The sequence below is a fragment of the Actinomyces oris genome (genome assembly GCF_001937445.1).
Classification (GTDB): domain Bacteria; phylum Actinomycetota; class Actinomycetes; order Actinomycetales; family Actinomycetaceae; genus Actinomyces; species Actinomyces acetigenes.
Genome location: NZ_MSKS01000024.1, coordinates 1 through 15,385, shown reverse-complemented (window position 1 = coordinate 15,385; position 15,385 = coordinate 1). Strand labels below are relative to the sequence as shown.

Sequence of the window (15,385 nt, the reverse complement as noted above, 5' to 3'; positions counted from 1 at the left end):
GGCCGGTCAGCGTCGGGGGTCAGCGTCGGGTGGCGCTTCGCCCGTCGATGTCGACGTGGCGGGTCGGCACCGCCGACTCACCATCGCTCAGACGCCAAGCGTCGTAGGGGAGCTCGGCACGGGACGCCCGGTGCCGCTCCGCCGCCGCGCTCAAGGCCTCCTTGCCGCGGTGCTCCTCGATGATCCGGCCCTCATCGACCAGGAGCACCTGAAGCGGCCGGGCACCGGCCTGGCTCAACGCCGACATCCCCTCGTCCTGCGAGCTGGAGGAGACCACCAGCTCCTCGGCGGCCGTGCCCTCGGAGGTGAGGATGCGGCCGGCCCACTTGCGGCCGCCCACGGTCGACTTGCCGCCCGAGGAGAACTTGGCGACCTCCTCCATGGTGCCGTCGGCGCCCTCGCGCTCCACCAGCTTGTAGACGAGCGCCGCGGTCGGGCGCCCTGAGCCCGTGACGAGCTTGGTGCCCACGCCGTAGGAGTCCACGGGGGCCGCCCCCAGCGCCGCGATGGCGTGCTCGTCGAGGTCGTTGGTGACGGTGATCCTCGTCGACGTCGCCCCCAGGGCGTCGAGCTGGGCGCGCACCTTGAAGGCCTCGGCCACCAGGTCGCCGGAGTCCAGGCGCACCGCCCCGAGCTCACCACCGGCGGCGCGGGCCGCCTTGACCGCCCGCTCCACGCCGGTGGCGATGTCGTAGGTGTCCACCAGGATCGTGGTGCTCGGTCCGAGGCTGGCCACCTGCGCGGCGAAGGCCTCCTCCTCCGTGTCGTGCAGGAGGGTGAAGGAGTGGGCCGAGGTCCCCACCGTGGGGATGCCGTAGAGGAGGCCCGCCTCCAGGTTGCTCGTTCCCACGAAACCGCCGACGACCGAGGCCCTGGCCGCGGCGACTGCCGCCTGCTCGTGGGCCCGGCGCGCCCCGAAGTCCACGCAGGGGCGCCCGTGAGCGGCGATGGTCATGCGGGAGGCGGCTGCGGCGACGGCACAGTCATAGTTGTAGATCGACAGGGCCAGGGTCTCCAGGATGCAGGCCTCGGCGAATGTGCCCTCCACAGTCAGCAGTGGGGAGCCGGCGAAGTAGCACTCGCCCTCGGCGTAGCCGCGAATCGTCCCGGTGAAGTGGTAGTCGCGCAGGAAGTCCAGGGTCTCGTCGTTGACGACCCCGGTGCGGTGCAGGAAGTCGATCTGGGAGCCGGTGAACGTGAAGGCCTCGATGGCATCCAGCAGCCGACCGGTGCCCGCCACGACACCGAAGCGGCGTGACCCGGGGAGCCTGCGGCCGAAGAGCTCGAAGACGCTGCGCCGGGAGGCGGCCCCCGATGCCAGCGCTCCTTGCAGCATCGTGAGTTCGTACATGTCGGTCAGCAAAGAGGTCGAGGCCATAGACACGTCCAGGGAGGCGGCGGTGGGATCGGCAGAGGGCACGTAGCTGTTCACGGGAACAACCTATCGCGGCTCACCGCTACCCTGGTGTCATGAGCGCCTCGTTGCCCGTTGCGGAACCGGAGATCCTGGAGGAGCCGCGTGTCCGCGTCCAGCGCCTGTGGTGCACCGTGGTCCACGACGACCCGGTCAACACGATGAGCTACGTGACCTGGGTGTTCCACTCCTACTTCGGTTTCTCGCTGCCTGTGGCCGAGGCGCGGATGATGCAGGTGCACACCGCCGGCCGCGCCGTGGTCTCCCGGGGGGCCCGCGAGCGCATGGAGGTCGATGTCACGGCGATGCACGGCTACGGCCTGCGCGCCACCATCGAGCCCATGGGCGACGATGGCGACGCCGGTACGGACGACTTCTCGGGAGAATGGTGATGCGAGCCTTCCGCCGAGTCCCCGAGGGGCTGGTCTGCGGTCTTGACGACTGGGAGCGCGAGCTGCTGGCCAGGCTGGCCCTGGAGGTGCGGGCTCTTCTCCAGGCGGATGCTCCCCCCACCCAGGAGGCCGACCAGTCCAAGACCCCCTCGTCGCCGCGCCCCGAGTCGGTGCGCCCGGGGGAGAGCGAGCGGGACCGTGAGGTCCTGGAGGCCCTGGACTTCGACCTCGATCCGCCGACCAACCACATTCACGCCGGCCGCACGAACGCGGACCCCGTCGTCGCCGTCCTGCTCCCGCGGGCCTCGGAGGATCCCGTGACGGCGATGGAGGTCAGCAGCCTGACTCGTGCGCGCCTGCGGGGTGACAAGGTCGATCGCCTGGAGCGCCTGGCCGTCGAGCTGCGGGCGCCGTCGGGCCCTGGGGGAACGGTGCTCGTGGCCCCGGGCCAGGAGTCAGAATGGCTGGGGGCGGTCAATGACATCCGGCTCGTGCTGGCCCAGCGCTTGGGCATCGAGTCGGCTCAGGACGCTGAGCGCGTTCACGCAGCTGCCTTCCAGGAGGTCCCCGAGGAGGAGACGTCTCGCGAGCAGTGGTACCGGGGGACGGCGCTCGTCTACGACATGATCACCTGGTGGCAGGAATCACTGGTATCCGCGCTGTTCGGGGGCACAGGGCCCGCATAGTCTCGCGGTGTGAATGATGCTCCGATCGGGATGTTCGACTCTGGGGTTGGTGGCCTCACCGTCGCCCGTTCTGTCCTCGACCAGCTGCCCCGTGAGCAGGTGCTCTACATCGGGGACACGGCCAATAGTCCCTACGGTCCCCGGGACATCGCCGAGGTCCGGTCCCTGGCTCTGAGCATCATGGACGAGCTCGTGGACCGCGGGGTCAAGCTGCTCGTCATCGCCTGCAACACCGCCTCGGCGGCAGTCCTGCACGATGCGCGGGAGCGCTACACCCTGGGGCGGGGCGTCCCGGTCATCGAGGTCATCCACCCGGCGGCACGCACCGCGGCCCGAGTGACCCGCAATGGCAAGATCGGTCTGATCGCCACCCGCGGGACGGTCGACTCGCGCGCCTATGACGACGCGCTCCAGGCCGTTCCCGGCGTCGAGCTCGTCTCACAGGCGTGCCCGCGTTTCGTCGAGCTGGCCGAGCGGGGGGTGACCACCGGACCCGAGGTCCTCGACGTCGCTGAGGAGTACCTGGCCCCCATCAAGGCCGCTGGCGTGGACACCCTCATCCTCGGCTGCACCCACTACCCCCTGCTGGTGGGGCCGATCTCCTACGTCATGGGGCAGGACGTGACCCTGGTGACCTCCTCGGACGAGACCGCCAAGGACGTCTACCGGGCGCTGGCCAGCAAGAACCTTCTGCGCGGTCCCGATGCCCCCGAACCGCACCATGACTTCGCCTCCACCGGCGACCCGGAGGCCTTCTCCGTCCTGGCCCGGCGCTTCCTGGGCCCCGAGGTCACCGCTGTTGAGCATGTCGCCTTCACCTCCGAGGCAACCGGCGCCCCTGCCAAGCTGCCCCACCCTCCCTCACCTCCCATTAAAGGATCTGCATGAGACTCACGATTATCGGCTGCTCCGGCTCCATGTCGGGTCCCCAGTCCTCGGCCTCCTCCTACCTGGTGCAGGCCGACGGAGTCGACGCCGACGGCGCGGTACGCACCTACTCGATCGTGCTGGACCTCGGGCCGGGGTCGATGGGACAGCTGCTGCGCCACCTCGATCCCGCCGAGCTCAACGCCATTGCGATCTCCCACTGCCACGCCGACCACATGGTGGATCTGGTCGGCATGCACGTCTACCGGCGCTGGCTGCCCACCGGGGCGCTCGGGCCGGTCGCCTGCCTGGGACCCTCGGAGCTGCTGGAGCGTCTCCAGGGGGTCGACGGCGTCCCGCCCAGTGAGCGCTACGCCACGGAGTTCGGTTTCGTCACCGCCGTGCCCGGTAGGTCCTACAGCGTGGGCCCCCTGGTGATCTCACCCTTCGAGGCGTTCCACCCGGTGGAGGCCTACGGCTACCGGATCGAGGGGCCGAGTGAAGAGGACTCGACGCGGCGGGTCAGCCTGGCCTTCACCGGGGACACGGACACCTGCCAGGGGATGAGTGATATGGCTCAGGGCGTGGACCTCCTCCTGGCCGAGGCGGCTTTCGTCGAGGGTCGCGACACCGTGGGTGGTATGCACATGACGGGGCGCCGCGCCGGCGAGCTCGCCGCCCAGGCCGGCGCGGGGCACCTGGTCCTCACCCACATCCAGCCCTGGACGGATCCGGCCGTGCCCCTCAAGGAGGCCGCAGCGGTCTACTCCGGCCCGTTGGAGGCGGCGACGGCGGACGCCGTCTGGGAGCTGTGAGCGCTGACGGGCACGATCGCCCCGCTCAGGGACGACGGGTCTCCTTCACCCCGGCTCTTTCCGACGGGGTGGACTGCCCCTGGACCCGGGGCAGACGGACACGCTGGTGGCTGGTGGTTCCCGCGGACCTGGCGGCCGTGGCGCTCGTGGCCCTGTTCGGTGCCGCCTCCACCCACAGCCTGGGACAGGTTCCCGCGTCCCTGTGGCAGGCGGGTGCGGCCCTCGTCATCGCCTGGGGCGTGACCTGGGTGCTGCGACGCTCTCACCCCGATCATCTGGAGATGGCGCTGCCCGAGGGGTTCATCATCGTGGGAATCAGTTGGATGGTCTGGACCGCGTTGCGCCAGGTGGCATCCGCCTTCGGCAACGTGTCCGCCATGGCCTCCTGGGCGGTGATGACCGGGACCTTCCTGCTGGTGTTCCTGGGAGGATGGAGGTGGCTTTACGGCTACGTGCGCGCCCACGACTCCCTGACCCCCAAGCCCGTGGCGCGTCGCCTCGCCGAGCAGGAGCAGGACGGCAGCTAGCCCCGCGGCGGGCGGCCCCGGCTCATCTCGGTATCAGATCGCTGTTTTTATGGAATGACAACCCAGCCATTCGTACCTTGGCGCCATGCACCACTGCGCCAACCAGCGTCGACCGCATCGGTGGGTCGGCGTCCTGATCGCCGTCTCCCTCTTCCTGGGAGCAGCAGTGGGCGGATCCGTCGTCTACCTCCACAGGCACGAGGGGCGGGCTCCGCGCGGAACCATCCTCATGGGCCAGGAGGTGACCGGAATGGGCCGGCCGACCCTGACCGCGCTCGTGCTTCAGCGGGCCGCATCGGTGTCACTGACACTGACCGTTAACGGAGCCCCCACCACTGTCCCGCTCACCCAGATCGCCCAGATCGACGCCCGGGCCACCGTGGAGGCCGCCGTGTCCGGAGCGGGGTCACTGACCACCCACCTGCACGGCGTCGTGGGGACACGGGAGGTGGCGGTGCGGTACACGATCAACAAGGACGCCCGCGCCGCGCTGGTGTCGCAGCTGAGCAACACGTTGCGTGACCACGTCGTCGAGCCGGCAGTAACCTGGAACGAGGGTAGCGGCGGCTTCACCGCCTCACCGGGACGAGTCGGCGACGCCATCGACCCCGATGACCTCGACGCGGCTCTCGACGTCGCCGCACGCGAGCTGGCGAACCATACCGCGCCGGTGTCGATCCGCCGGGCCGAGCCCACGGTGAGCGCCCAGGAGGCAGACTCGGTCGCGCAGTCGGCAACCGCGCTGCTGGGCGCCGAGCTGTCAGTGACGGTCGACGGTGCAGTGCACACCGCCTCCAAGGCTCAGAAGGCCTCATGGATCGACTTCCCCGTCAACGAGGGCCGCATCGTGCCGACAGTCTCGCAAGAGAGGGTCAGGGCCTGGGTGACCTCCCTGAGCGCGCCCGAGGAGCGCAAACCGGTCAACGCCATCAACGACGTCGACTCGGCCGGCACGGTGCTTCAGCTCGCCCGCCCGGGCAAGTCCGGAAGGAAGGCCGGCAACATCGAGGCGGTGACAGGGGCACTCGTCCAGGGACTCGGTCAGGGCCGAAGCGTCAGCCAGCAGATCAGCTGGAACGAGGTGCCCCACTCCACCGAGAGCCGGGTGGTGCCCAACGGGCCGGAGCGTTTCGCCTACCAGGCCAAGGCGGGGGAGAAGTGGATCGATGTCAACCTCACCGACTCAACGCTGACCGCCTACGAGGGCCAGAAGGTCGTCTACGGGCCGATCCTCATCAACCACGGCGGCGTCGGGCACGAGACCATCACGGGCACTTACAAGATCTATCTGCGCTACCAGGCGCAGGACATGGGGTGCACCCCCGAGTGGCCCTACTGCGAACGAGGAGTTCCGTGGGTGAGCTACTGGCACAGCAGCTACGCTCTCCACGGCGCTCCTTGGGTCAAGGAGTTCGGCATCGGGACGGATGAGTCCTCCCACGGCTGCATCAACATTCCGGTGCCGGACGCTCAGGCGATCTGGCAGTGGTCCGAGATCGGTACCACCGTGGTGACGCACTACTGACAGCGCTTTACCGGCAGCGCCCTCGCGGGCTCAGCCGACCAGGACGTCGACCAGGACCGGTGCCAGGGCGCGGAAGGCCTGTCCCCGGTGGGAGATGGCGTGCTTGTCCTCAGGCGTCATCTGGGCGGTGGTGCGGCCCCGACCGCCCGGTGCATCCTCCTGGACGGGCACGAAGATCGGGTCGTAGCCGAAGCCCCCCTCGCCCTGAGGGGCGTGGGTCAGGCGCCCCTCCATGGAACGCTCGATGGTGGTGATCTGCTCGGGCTTCCCGCCGGAGGCCGGCTGGACCAGGACCGCGGCACAGGTGAAGCGGGCGCCGCGGTGCGGGTCGGCGACGTCGGCCAGCTGGGCCAGGAGCAGCTGAAGGTTCGCGGTGTCGTCCCCGTGCCGGCCGCTCCAGCGCGCCGAGAAGATCCCCGGCGCCCCGCCCAGGACGTCGACGCACAGGCCCGAGTCGTCGGCGACCGCGGGCAGGCCCGTGGCCTGGGCCAGGGCCCGGGCCTTGAGCAGGGCGTTGTCGGCGAAGGACAGGCCGTCCTCCACCGGTTTGGGCGCCTTGAGGGAGGCAGCCGAGATGATGGAACCGGGCACCAGCCCAGGTACGAGCGGCGCCAGGATCTGCCGCAGCTCGGCCAGCTTGCCGGCGTTGTGGGTGGCCAGGACGAGGTGGGCTCCGGCAGGCACCTGGACCCGCCCGGTGCGCGGGGCAGCGCCGTCGGCGCGTGACGAGGCACTCACGGTTCAGGCCTGCGTGGACTGGGTCGAGAAGTCTGAGGAGGACACGGTGAAGGGCTCACCGCTGGGGCCGGCCAGGGCCCGGCGCTGTAGCGCCGCCAGGCGGCTGTTGCCGGTGGCGGCCAGGTCAAGCAGCTCTGCGAGCTCGGAGCGGTCGAAGGGGGCGTGCTCGGCGGTGCCCTGGACCTCGATGAAGCGCCCGTCCCCGGTCTGGACGACGTTCATGTCGGTCTGGGCGCGCACGTCCTCCTCGTAGGGCAGGTCGAGGCAGGGAACGCCGTCGATGATCCCCACCGAGATGGCCGACAGGGAGTCGGACAGCACCGGCCTGCCGGGGCGGGCCTTGATGAGTCCGCGCTGCGTGCCCCAGGCGACGGCGTCAGCCAGGGCCACGTAGGCGCCGGTGATCGCCGCGGTGCGGGTGCCGCCGTCGGCCTGCAGCACATCGCAGTCCAGGGCGATCGTGTTCTCGCCCAGTGCGGCGACGTCGATGATGCCACGCAGGCTGCGGCCGATGAGACGGGAGATCTCGTGGGTGCGGCCACCGACCTTGCCCCGCACGGACTCCCGGCCGGAGCGCTCCGACCCGGCCCGGGGAAGCATGGCGTACTCAGCGGTCACCCAGCCCTCGCCACTGCCCTTGCGCCAGCGTGGAACGCCTTCGGTGAAGGAGGCGGCGCACAGGACCCGGGTGCGTCCGAAGGCCACCAGGACCGATCCCTCGGCGTGGTCGAGCCAGTGGCGGGTCATGGTCACGGGGCGCAGCTCGTCGACGGCGCGGCCGTCCTTGCGGGTGAAGGGGGCAGTTGTCATGGTCTCAGGCTACCCGGCGGGCAGCGGTATTCGAGGCGGCTCCGTACCTTGGGATGCCCGATGTCTGTAGTCCGTGACGGCGATCAGCGGTAGCGTTCTTCGTGATACCTGCTTCCGGTCGGGAGCTGACGGAGACGCTGAGGAGGACACTTATGACCTATGTCAACATCACCGCGCTGACCTTCCCCGAGGGCGCCCAGGCCGAGATCGAGAAGCGCTTCGCCGCACGGAAGCGAGGTGTTGACGCCTCGCAGGGCTTCCAGAGCTTCGAGCTGTTGCGCCCGCTGGTCGGAGAGGACCGCTACTTCGTGGTGACCCGATGGGACAGGCGCGAGGACTACGAGCGCTGGAGCGCGGCGCGGCCCGCCGGCGGGCACGAGGACGACAAGCGCCGGGGAATGAGCGTGGAGGTCCTCGGATTCGAGGTCGTCCAGCACGAGGAGTAGGTGTTTAGGCGGACCGACGCCTCTTGAAATCATCGTTCTTGATTGGAGGAAGCTGAGCATGGTTACAAACATCTTCGTCAGGGAAAGTGTCGATCACTACGAACCTCCCCAGCGGGCCACAGTCCACCTGGATGTGAAGGGCACAGGGCTGAACCGTGAACACGTGCGCGCTCAAGTATCTGACGTGCTGCACCAGGTGCGGGCGCAGATAGAGTCATTGCATGATGAGCAGGAAGGCCCTGTCACATGGTTCGCCGTATCGAAAGCCCGCACGTGGTCATGGAAGGATGATGACGGTGTCAAATTCTCCGAAGAGGTCTGCGTGAAGGTGAAGTTCTGTGATTTCTCCTGCATGGGGACGTGGATGAATTCCGTGCTGGCGTTTAAGGGAGCGCGTGTTTGGACGATAGAGTGGTCGGTGACTGAGCTTCGCAAGAGGGAGCTCGAGACCTGGTTGCGCCAAAAGGCGGTGCGCTCAGCAAAAGACAAGGCGGAACAGTATGCTTCTGCTCTAGGACTGCACGTCAGTTCCGTCAAGACGGTTGCGGATGAGGGCTTTCTGGAGAAAAGTAAATCTGGTGGAATGTCAAGTGCTGTGGCCAGCCGGGGCGGCGGAGGGGCGGGATACGGGAAGGATTCCTCTGACGCCTACCAGTTCACGCCGGAGGATGTTCGCATGAGTGCATCGATCGAAGCGGAGTTCCTGGCTGAGTAACCTACTCAACCTCTTTGCGGATTCTGTGGAGCCTGCCAGGTCCGGAATGGGTGTAGAGGGTCTAAGCCTCCTGTTCGACGCGGTCTTTTGCTTCTGGCGGCATCGAGACGACGGCAGGGATGGGGAGTTGTTCCCTTGTGCCCGAACGCGTGCTCATCGTAGAGTGAAGTTGGAATGTAGATGATCTCGCGTCACAGGAGGCGTGGACTAGTCATGGGTATCGATGCTGATCGAGTAAGTCGACAAGCCGAGCAGCTGCACAGCACCGGGATGCTCATCATTCCGGAGTCCCCCCTGCGTCTATGGGGAAGCCTTCTGGGCTGCATGGGCTTCACCGTGGTGGGGGTCGTGCTCATTCTGACCGCCAATCAGTCGAGCTCCCCGCTTCTCCACCTGCTCGCTGGTATCGCCAGCATCGGTTTCTTCGGCATCATCTGCACCCTGGCCATTGTCAGGAAGCTCCTTAGTCAAAGCCGACTGATAGTCACGCCTGAAGGCGTGCGTCTGGAACGACGCAAAGGCCAGTCCTTCATCGTCAATGAGTCCGCACGCTGGGCGGATATCGCCGAGTTCTTCGGGCAGGAGGTCGCTCCCGGCGGTACACGAGCACAGCCGGTGATCGGCTACATCCTGACGCCGCTGGGACAGCAGATGCGCCACCAGGACTCGACCACCGCCCAGCTGAGCCAGCAGATCAATGAGATTGCCGACCGCGGGATGGGTAAGGAGGAGCGCGTTTACCTCCCCGGCACCTTGGAGGGGAGTAAGGAGGACCTGCTGGCCCTGCTTCAACAGGCGCACCAGTTTTACCGCGCACCGGGGCGCGTCTAGTCTCTTCGGCCGCTGCGTGACTGCTCCCGCCTTCGTCCACTACGACACTGCGCGCCTGCGTCCCGGCGGGTGCGGAGTGGCTCAGGGAGCCGGGGGTGGCGCCGTGACGAAGACCGACTCCGGCACCCCGCACCGGGCGTAGACGAGCTGGCAGGCGTGGCAGGGGCCGAAGGCCTTGGCCGGGGTCTGGATCTTCACCCGGGTGACGGTTTCGGGCAGGCGTTCGACGCCGAACTCGGCGGCGCTCTGCTCAAGCATCTTGTAAGCGGCATCGACCTGGTAGGACCACTGTGCAAAGGCCCCGCCGCCGCGGATGGCGTGGTCGAGCCAGGCCTCGTACCAGGATATGAAGCTCGGGGCCACGCGGGTGAAGCTATCGTCGCAGGCCCGTGAGTCCAGCCAGACGCTGCCGTCGCAGGGGCTCATGCGCCACTCGGCGCCGCAACCGGCGTCGGCCAGATGGATGCCTCCGTCGTCGGCCGGGTAGATGTCCAGCCCGTAGCCGGGGCCGGCGCCTGAGCCCGCAATGGTGCTGAGAAACCAGCGCAGGTCCTCCGGCAGCGAGAGTCCCGCAGGAAGGCTCGGCGGCCCCAGCCTCATGCCGTGGTGGCGGCTGCCGAGCCAGCCGGCTTCGCTGCCAGGATCGTATGAGGTCGCGGCGATGAGGTTGAGAGTGTGCTGGAGCCCGTCCCTGGTCAAGGGCGGAGCGGGCTCCAGGGGCGTGAGCACCGACCACTCCCGGAGCATGCGGTGGCCACCGGGCTCGGGCGGGATCGCGTCCAGAACACTGCGTCCCGCGGGCCAGTCGGCGCCAGCGAGCTTGAGCTCAGTGATCGAATGGGGGCCGATGGCCGCATAGCAGCCCAATGCCACCGCCTCACCGGATCGAGTGGCGGGAATCAAAGGACTGGCGAGCACCCTGTCGGTCAGGGCACGGGGGCCGCCCAGCCGCCGGCGATAGGCCTCCACCTCCTTAATCGGCATGTTCATGCTGCGGTCAAGATGTCCGGTGGCCACCCGGTAGCGTCTGCCTCCCACCGTGGCCTCGAACTGCTCGACCTCGGGATTGTCCGAATCGATGAGGTCCGGGCGGCCGATTCCGGTCAGAAGGACGGGGCCGAAGGCGCAGGCCCAGTTGCATCCGGCGGCGACAACCGACTCCAGCTGACTGGAGCCGTAGCCGCTGGCCGTCACCAGAACCCGTCTGCTGCCGAAGGCGCCTCCACTGATCTGCAGGAAGAGGAATGCGCCGTATGGCTCGTGGTCCTGAATCTCGTCAATGAGGCACTCGATGATGGGAAGCCCCTCGCCCAACCGGACCGTCTGGGTGTCGTTGATGGCCTCGGTCGTGGCCCCTCGGAAGTGCCTGGCAATCGTCTGCGCCAGCACGACGTCGAATGCGGGGGAGTCCTGACGGAAGGAGTTCTCTGTCATCGATGCCTCGCAACAGGTCGGTGGAAACGGCAGGGGCCGGAGCATGCGGAGGATACAGAACTTCTTGTCCGCGTCTGGAGACCCTCGTGGTGCTGGGAACTGACATCTGTGCGCGAGAAGGGACTCGAACCCTCACGCCCGAAGGCACCAGGACCTAAACCTGGGGCGTCTACCAATTCCGCCACTCGCGCTGCGCGGTGCCCACTCTACCGACCCCAGTCCCGGATGGCAGAATGCAGCGACCGTTCCTGTGCGCTCTGATCAGTCCACGCCCAGTGCGGCGCGCAGCCGCTTGACGTGACCGGTGGCTCGCACATTGTACTGGGCCAGCGTCACGGTCCCGTCGGGAGCCACCACCACGGTGGAGCGGATGACGCCGGTGTAGACCTTGCCGTAGTTCTTCTTCTCTCCCCACACTCCCCAGGCCTCCATGACGGCGTGGTCGGCATCCGACAGCAGGGGGAAAGGCAGGTCGTGGCGGTTGGAGAACTTGGCCTGCGCGCTCGCCGGGTCCGGGGAGACGCCGACGACGGCATAGCCAGCCGCCTCGAGCGCCTCCAAGGAGTCCCTGAAGTCACATGCCTCTTTGGTGCAGCCCGGAGTGCAGGCCTTGGGATAGAAGTAGACGATGACGCCCTTGTTCGTGCTGGCACGAAGGTCGCCAAGGGTCACTGTGCGGCCGTTCTGGTCGGGCAGGGTGAACTCCGGGGCTCGGTCACCGGCGGCGAGCTGGGTCATGGGTCCTCCTCGGGCTGCTGGACGGATGCACTCATCCTTGCATCGCCTCCGGTGCCAGTGGCAGTGAATTCGAGGACTTACTTTCGTGATCTGGCGAACGTTCAGGACGTCAGTCCCACGGGAGCCCCGGCCCAGCTCTGGGTGAGACCTCCGGGTCAGGCGGCCTGGGCGAGCGTTCGTCGCGAGGCCTGCTGAGCCGCCTCCAAGCGCTCTAGCGCGCGCTCGAGTCGCGAGGGTGAGGCGGTCGCCCCCAGCGAGGCGAGCTCCGCGCGTGCGGCGAAGAGCTCCCTGCTGGCGGCCTCGTCGGCCCGGGCGTTCGTGGCTGTCGGCCCGGTGGCCGGAGTCGTCATGGTGGTCATGGTGTGGATGTTGCGTGTCATACGTATCTCCTCATCTTCCTTCAACGTCGTCGGCCCGGTGGGGCCTGGGGTAGCAGCGCGTGCCGGAGCAGGTACCTATCTGCCGGACCGGCGTGCCCGCGGAACAAGACTTCTGGCGCGGCGACTGGTTGGCGCCGCCGTCGCAGACTGTGGTCACGAGGGCGTGGGAACCGATGAGACGGTGGCATCCTGAGATGCTTCTCAGTGCGGTGGCGGTTGTCTTCGACCGCCGTTACGCGCTTGCTGCTGTGCCTTCGGGGTCATCCCGGGCGAAGCGCGTGCCCTTCGTGGTACACCGCCAGGGACTTGAACCCTGAACCCGCTGATTAAGAGTCAGCTGCTCTGCCAATTGAGCTAGCGGTGCTCGGTCTATGGTGACCAGCTCTTCCGGCCCTAAGGACTGGAAGATTCGTACACCGCCAGGGACTTGAACCCTGAACCCGCTGATTAAGAGTCAGCTGCTCTGCCAATTGAGCTAGCGGTGCTTCCACCACAGCGACGTCATTCGACGTGGCTCGCTGGGCGACGGAGGAATACTTTACGGATGGAGGAGGGCTTCGTCCAGTCAGGATCCATGAAACCAGGCGATTGTGCGGCGAGTCTCAAGGGTGATGGTGGTGGGTGAAGAGCCGCGTTGCCGCTGGGTGCTGCCCGGCGTCCCCGTTCAGTGCGACGGGCCGCCCTCGCGGTCCTGTCGGCGGCGGCGCACGTCGGCGGCGCGAGCGCGGTCGCGCTTCGACATCGCGCCCTGCGAGGAGGACCTCCTCGACGGCGCTGCCTTGGATGTACCGGCGCCTGTCCGTGCGCTGCGGCGATGGCCGCTCGGCCTGGAGGGGGTGGCCTCGACGTCGTCGTCCTGGCCAATGCGGCCGGTGCGAGACCACTGGTGGTACTGCTTCAGCGTGGCCGCCTGCTCCTCGGTGAGGCGGTGCCACAGGGGCAGGTCGAGCTTCTTGCGGTCGCGTACACGGCTGCCGAGGGTCCAGCCCGCCAGCATGACCAGCGCGACCACCATGCCGCCCCACATGCTGCTGCGGCCGGCGCGGGCTCCGGTGAGCATCGAGACGGTTCCGCCGAGTATGCCCGCGGCAAGGATGGTCACGACGACGATGGCGGCCATGGACGCCCAGTAGCACTGTGCGGCGGTGGTACGCGGCTTGCGGGTTTGAGAAGTCACCTCGGCATTGTGGCACCCTCGCACGCAGTGGCTGAGCAAGGTGTGGGTGTCGAAGGTTGCGGAACGGAGACCTGCTGGCCGCTCCAACCGGCAGGTAGTCGTATCCGCTGGTGCGGGCGCGGTTCAGTGTCACACGTCTGCGGCTCTCGCCGCGCTCCTGCGCGCGGTAGCGTGGACTGCATGAGCGACCCGATCGTGACGCTGGCGACCTGCGCCGACTTCCCCAACCTTGATGACGATGACCGCGGCCTGCCGGATGCTCTGCGTGCGCGTGGCATCGAGCCGCGGGTCGCCGTGTGGGACGATCCCGGCATCGACTGGAGCCAGTCCGGCACGGTCGTGCTGCGCAGTGTGCGCGACTACGCCACCAAGGGCAACTACTCCCGGTTCCTCCAGTGGGCCCGGTCGGTGCCCCGGCTCGCCAACCACCCTGACGTCGTCACCTGGAACTCGGACAAGCACTACCTCACCCGCTTGAGCGAGTGGGGGGTTCCCATGATTCCGACGATGTGGCTGGAGCCCGAGGCCGGCTACTCCAAGCACCAGGTTCACACCCGTTTCCCGGCCCATGGCGACTTCGTCGTCAAGCCGGCCGTCTCCTCGGGTGGGCGCGGCACCGGGCGCTACACCGCCACCGACGCCGCCTCCCGGTCCTCGGCGATCAATGACGCGATGCACCACCTGCGTCGCGGACGCACCGTCATGGTCCAGCGCTACCTCGAGGAGGTCGACCGCAAGGGCGAGGTCTCGCTGGTCTACTTCAACGGCGTGCTGTCCCACGCGGTGGAGAAGGCACCGATGCTCCACCCCTCCTTCAAGTCCACCGACGAGATCCACGAGGAGATCGTCACTGCGCGCGAACCCAGCGAGCAGGAGTGGCTCTGGGGTGAACGGGTGCGCAAGGCCATCCACGCGCTGATCAAGGAGATCTCCGGCCGCGACATCCAGCTCCTGTTCAACCGCGTCGACGTCGTCGGGGACGGTCAAGGCGGTTTCTACCTCATGGAGGTCTCACTGATCGACGCGGGCCTCTACCTCGGGGCGGCGCCGGAGGCGCTGGACAACTTCGCCGACGCCATCGCTCAGCGCATCTTCTGGTGACCGCACGGGCGCGGGCATCTTCCAGGTGCCCAGGTGTGGTAGATAGGTGCCATGCGCACGCTGCTCAACATCATCTGGGTCGTCTTCGGCGGGTTCTGGCTCTTCCTCAGCTACCTCTTCTTCGGACTGATCGCCTGCCTGTTCATCGTCACGATTCCCGCAGGCGTCGCCTCCTTCCGTATCGCCGCCTACGTCCTGTGGCCCTTCGGGCGTGAGGTGGTCCCGGCCCCCGGGGCCGGCGCCATGAGCGGGATCAGCAACATCATCTGGTTCCTCGTCGCCGGGCTCTGGCTGGCCATCGGCCACCTCACCACCGCCGTGGCCCAGGCCTTCACCATCGTCGGGATCCCGCTGGCCGTGGCCAACATCAAGCTCATCCCCGTCACCTGCTTCCCCTTCGGCAAGCAGATCATCGAGACCCGCTAAGAGGTTGCACCATATGGCGTAGCCGGTGGGCTGGGAACCTCGGCCCGGGCTCGCGGAGACGTGCACCGGGTCCACACCCGAGACGCTACCGGTGCCGTCTCAAGCCTCCGATACCGTGTCGCATTGCGAACGCTTTCGGTATCTGCCACGTCCTTGGGGCGCGAGCCGGCTCGGTTGTCTGATCTGCTGGCCCGAGGTCCGGTCGTTCTCGACGGGGCGATGGGGACTGAGCTCGACGCCCGCGGGGTCGACACCCGCAGCGCGCTGTGGTCGGCGCTGGCGCTCACCACGGCGCCCGACGTCGTCTGGATGCACTGCACGAGGGTGGGGTGCTGCTGGAGGAGGGTTGGGGGTACTTCGGGT

General features: G+C 67.8%; 18 protein-coding genes, 3 tRNA genes and 1 pseudogene. 12 read left to right on the top strand and 10 right to left on the bottom strand.

Features of this window, described 5'->3' with window-relative positions; all coding sequences use genetic code 11:
• Positions 1–19: 19 nt before the first annotated feature.
• Positions 20–1,378: a nicotinate phosphoribosyltransferase gene (locus tag BKH20_RS07695; RefSeq protein ID WP_075390582.1), complete on the bottom strand. Its 1,359-nt coding sequence runs from the start codon at positions 1,376–1,378 to the stop codon at positions 20–22.
• A gap of 92 nt (positions 1,379–1,470) precedes the next feature.
• On the opposite strand from BKH20_RS07695, the gene clpS reads away from it, so the two are divergent.
• The 6 genes from clpS (at position 1,471) to BKH20_RS07665 (ending at position 6,226) form a co-directional block, all read left to right on the top strand.
• Positions 1,471–1,806, top strand: coding sequence for an ATP-dependent Clp protease adapter ClpS (clpS, locus tag BKH20_RS07690; protein WP_075390567.1), 336 nt, complete (start codon positions 1,471–1,473; stop codon positions 1,804–1,806).
• Positions 1,806–2,492, top strand: coding sequence for a DUF2017 family protein (locus tag BKH20_RS07685; protein ID WP_075390566.1), 687 nt, complete (start codon positions 1,806–1,808; stop codon positions 2,490–2,492). The genes clpS and BKH20_RS07685 overlap by 1 nt, the downstream gene beginning before the upstream one ends.
• A gap of 30 nt (positions 2,493–2,522) precedes the next feature.
• Positions 2,523–3,380, top strand: coding sequence for a glutamate racemase (murI, locus tag BKH20_RS07680; RefSeq protein WP_218638158.1), 858 nt, complete (start codon positions 2,523–2,525; stop codon positions 3,378–3,380).
• The gene (locus BKH20_RS07675; protein ID WP_075390564.1) at positions 3,377–4,174 is read left to right on the top strand and encodes an MBL fold metallo-hydrolase; all 798 of its coding nucleotides are present in this window, start codon (positions 3,377–3,379) and stop codon (positions 4,172–4,174) included. Before murI ends, BKH20_RS07675 begins: the two co-directional genes overlap by 4 nt.
• Complete coding sequence (locus tag BKH20_RS07670; RefSeq protein ID WP_256693088.1) at positions 4,171–4,701, top strand: DUF3054 domain-containing protein; 531 nt, start codon at positions 4,171–4,173, stop codon at positions 4,699–4,701. The genes BKH20_RS07675 and BKH20_RS07670 overlap by 4 nt, the downstream gene beginning before the upstream one ends.
• 85 nt (positions 4,702–4,786) lie before the next feature.
• Positions 4,787–6,226: a L,D-transpeptidase gene (locus BKH20_RS07665; protein ID WP_075390562.1), complete on the top strand. Its 1,440-nt coding sequence runs from the start codon at positions 4,787–4,789 to the stop codon at positions 6,224–6,226.
• 30 nt (positions 6,227–6,256) lie between these two features.
• Here BKH20_RS07665 and rdgB read toward each other — a convergent pair whose 3' ends face one another.
• Both rdgB and rph read right to left on the bottom strand, forming a co-directional pair.
• Positions 6,257–6,964 (bottom strand): RdgB/HAM1 family non-canonical purine NTP pyrophosphatase, encoded by a 708-nt coding sequence (rdgB, locus tag BKH20_RS07660; protein ID WP_075390561.1) that lies wholly within the window; start codon positions 6,962–6,964, stop codon positions 6,257–6,259.
• 3 nt (positions 6,965–6,967) lie between these two features.
• Positions 6,968–7,774, bottom strand: a complete 807-nt coding sequence (gene rph / locus BKH20_RS07655; RefSeq protein WP_075390560.1) for a ribonuclease PH — start codon at positions 7,772–7,774, stop codon at positions 6,968–6,970.
• A 152-nt stretch (positions 7,775–7,926) separates the two neighbouring features.
• Between rph and BKH20_RS07650 the strand changes: the two genes are divergently transcribed.
• From BKH20_RS07650 to BKH20_RS07640, 3 genes are all read left to right on the top strand, one after another.
• On the top strand, positions 7,927–8,220 hold the full coding sequence (locus tag BKH20_RS07650) for an antibiotic biosynthesis monooxygenase family protein (protein ID WP_075390559.1): 294 nt from the start codon (positions 7,927–7,929) through the stop codon (positions 8,218–8,220).
• 58 nt (positions 8,221–8,278) lie between these two features.
• Entirely contained in the window at positions 8,279–8,935 is a 657-nt protein-coding gene (locus BKH20_RS07645; RefSeq protein ID WP_075390558.1) for an SIMPL domain-containing protein, read from the top strand.
• A 213-nt stretch (positions 8,936–9,148) separates the two neighbouring features.
• On the top strand, positions 9,149–9,766 hold the full coding sequence (locus BKH20_RS07640; RefSeq protein WP_075390557.1) for an STM3941 family protein: 618 nt from the start codon (positions 9,149–9,151) through the stop codon (positions 9,764–9,766).
• 81 nt (positions 9,767–9,847) lie between these two features.
• On the opposite strand, the gene BKH20_RS07635 is transcribed toward BKH20_RS07640, so the two are convergent.
• From BKH20_RS07635 to BKH20_RS07605, 7 genes are all read right to left on the bottom strand, one after another.
• The gene (locus tag BKH20_RS07635) at positions 9,848–11,200 is read right to left on the bottom strand and encodes an SMI1/KNR4 family protein (protein WP_075390556.1); all 1,353 of its coding nucleotides are present in this window, start codon (positions 11,198–11,200) and stop codon (positions 9,848–9,850) included.
• 109 nt (positions 11,201–11,309) lie between these two features.
• A tRNA-Leu gene (locus BKH20_RS07630) sits at positions 11,310–11,391 on the bottom strand.
• A gap of 70 nt (positions 11,392–11,461) precedes the next feature.
• On the bottom strand, positions 11,462–11,938 hold the full coding sequence (gene bcp, locus BKH20_RS07625; protein WP_070659225.1) for a thioredoxin-dependent thiol peroxidase: 477 nt from the start codon (positions 11,936–11,938) through the stop codon (positions 11,462–11,464).
• A gap of 155 nt (positions 11,939–12,093) precedes the next feature.
• A complete protein-coding gene (locus BKH20_RS07620) occupies positions 12,094–12,318 on the bottom strand; it encodes a hypothetical protein (RefSeq protein WP_178388573.1) in 225 nt (74 codons plus the stop codon).
• Positions 12,319–12,606: 288 nt separating this feature from the next.
• Positions 12,607–12,682 (bottom strand) — tRNA-Lys (locus BKH20_RS07615).
• Between the two features lie 48 nt (positions 12,683–12,730).
• A tRNA-Lys gene (locus BKH20_RS07610) sits at positions 12,731–12,803 on the bottom strand.
• 179 nt (positions 12,804–12,982) lie between these two features.
• On the bottom strand, positions 12,983–13,495 hold the full coding sequence (locus BKH20_RS07605) for a hypothetical protein (RefSeq protein WP_075390555.1): 513 nt from the start codon (positions 13,493–13,495) through the stop codon (positions 12,983–12,985).
• Between the two features lie 180 nt (positions 13,496–13,675).
• Here BKH20_RS07605 and BKH20_RS07600 point away from each other — a divergent pair, with 180 nt between their 5' ends.
• The 3 genes and pseudogenes from BKH20_RS07600 to BKH20_RS14365 form a co-directional block, all read left to right on the top strand.
• A complete protein-coding gene (locus BKH20_RS07600) occupies positions 13,676–14,596 on the top strand; it encodes an ATP-grasp domain-containing protein (protein ID WP_070659229.1) in 921 nt (306 codons plus the stop codon).
• Between the two features lie 51 nt (positions 14,597–14,647).
• Entirely contained in the window at positions 14,648–15,022 is a 375-nt protein-coding gene (locus BKH20_RS07595; protein WP_070659231.1) for a YccF domain-containing protein, read from the top strand.
• A gap of 123 nt (positions 15,023–15,145) precedes the next feature.
• Positions 15,146–15,385, top strand: a pseudogene (locus BKH20_RS14365) (hypothetical protein); the annotation flags it as partial.

Bases quoted from the DNA above. Each gene is read 5' to 3' on its own strand.
- BKH20_RS07695 (WP_075390582.1), bottom strand. From the start codon at position 1,378: ATGGCCTCGACCTCTTTGCTGACCGACATGTACGAACTCACGATGCTG.
- clpS (WP_075390567.1), top strand. From the start codon at position 1,471: ATGAGCGCCTCGTTGCCCGTTGCGGAACCGGAGATCCTGGAGGAGCCG.
- BKH20_RS07685 (WP_075390566.1), top strand. From the start codon at position 1,806: ATGCGAGCCTTCCGCCGAGTCCCCGAGGGGCTGGTCTGCGGTCTTGAC.
- murI (WP_218638158.1), top strand. From the start codon at position 2,523: ATGTTCGACTCTGGGGTTGGTGGCCTCACCGTCGCCCGTTCTGTCCTC.
- BKH20_RS07675 (WP_075390564.1), top strand. From the start codon at position 3,377: ATGAGACTCACGATTATCGGCTGCTCCGGCTCCATGTCGGGTCCCCAG.
- BKH20_RS07665 (WP_075390562.1), top strand. From the start codon at position 4,787: ATGCACCACTGCGCCAACCAGCGTCGACCGCATCGGTGGGTCGGCGTC.
- rph (WP_075390560.1), bottom strand. From the start codon at position 7,774: ATGACAACTGCCCCCTTCACCCGCAAGGACGGCCGCGCCGTCGACGAG.
- BKH20_RS07650 (WP_075390559.1), top strand. From the start codon at position 7,927: ATGACCTATGTCAACATCACCGCGCTGACCTTCCCCGAGGGCGCCCAG.
- BKH20_RS07645 (WP_075390558.1), top strand. From the start codon at position 8,279: ATGGTTACAAACATCTTCGTCAGGGAAAGTGTCGATCACTACGAACCT.
- BKH20_RS07640 (WP_075390557.1), top strand. From the start codon at position 9,149: ATGGGTATCGATGCTGATCGAGTAAGTCGACAAGCCGAGCAGCTGCAC.
- BKH20_RS07635 (WP_075390556.1), bottom strand. From the start codon at position 11,200: ATGACAGAGAACTCCTTCCGTCAGGACTCCCCCGCATTCGACGTCGTG.
- bcp (WP_070659225.1), bottom strand. From the start codon at position 11,938: ATGACCCAGCTCGCCGCCGGTGACCGAGCCCCGGAGTTCACCCTGCCC.
- BKH20_RS07620 (WP_178388573.1), bottom strand. From the start codon at position 12,318: ATGACACGCAACATCCACACCATGACCACCATGACGACTCCGGCCACC.
- BKH20_RS07600 (WP_070659229.1), top strand. From the start codon at position 13,676: ATGAGCGACCCGATCGTGACGCTGGCGACCTGCGCCGACTTCCCCAAC.
- BKH20_RS07595 (WP_070659231.1), top strand. From the start codon at position 14,648: ATGCGCACGCTGCTCAACATCATCTGGGTCGTCTTCGGCGGGTTCTGG.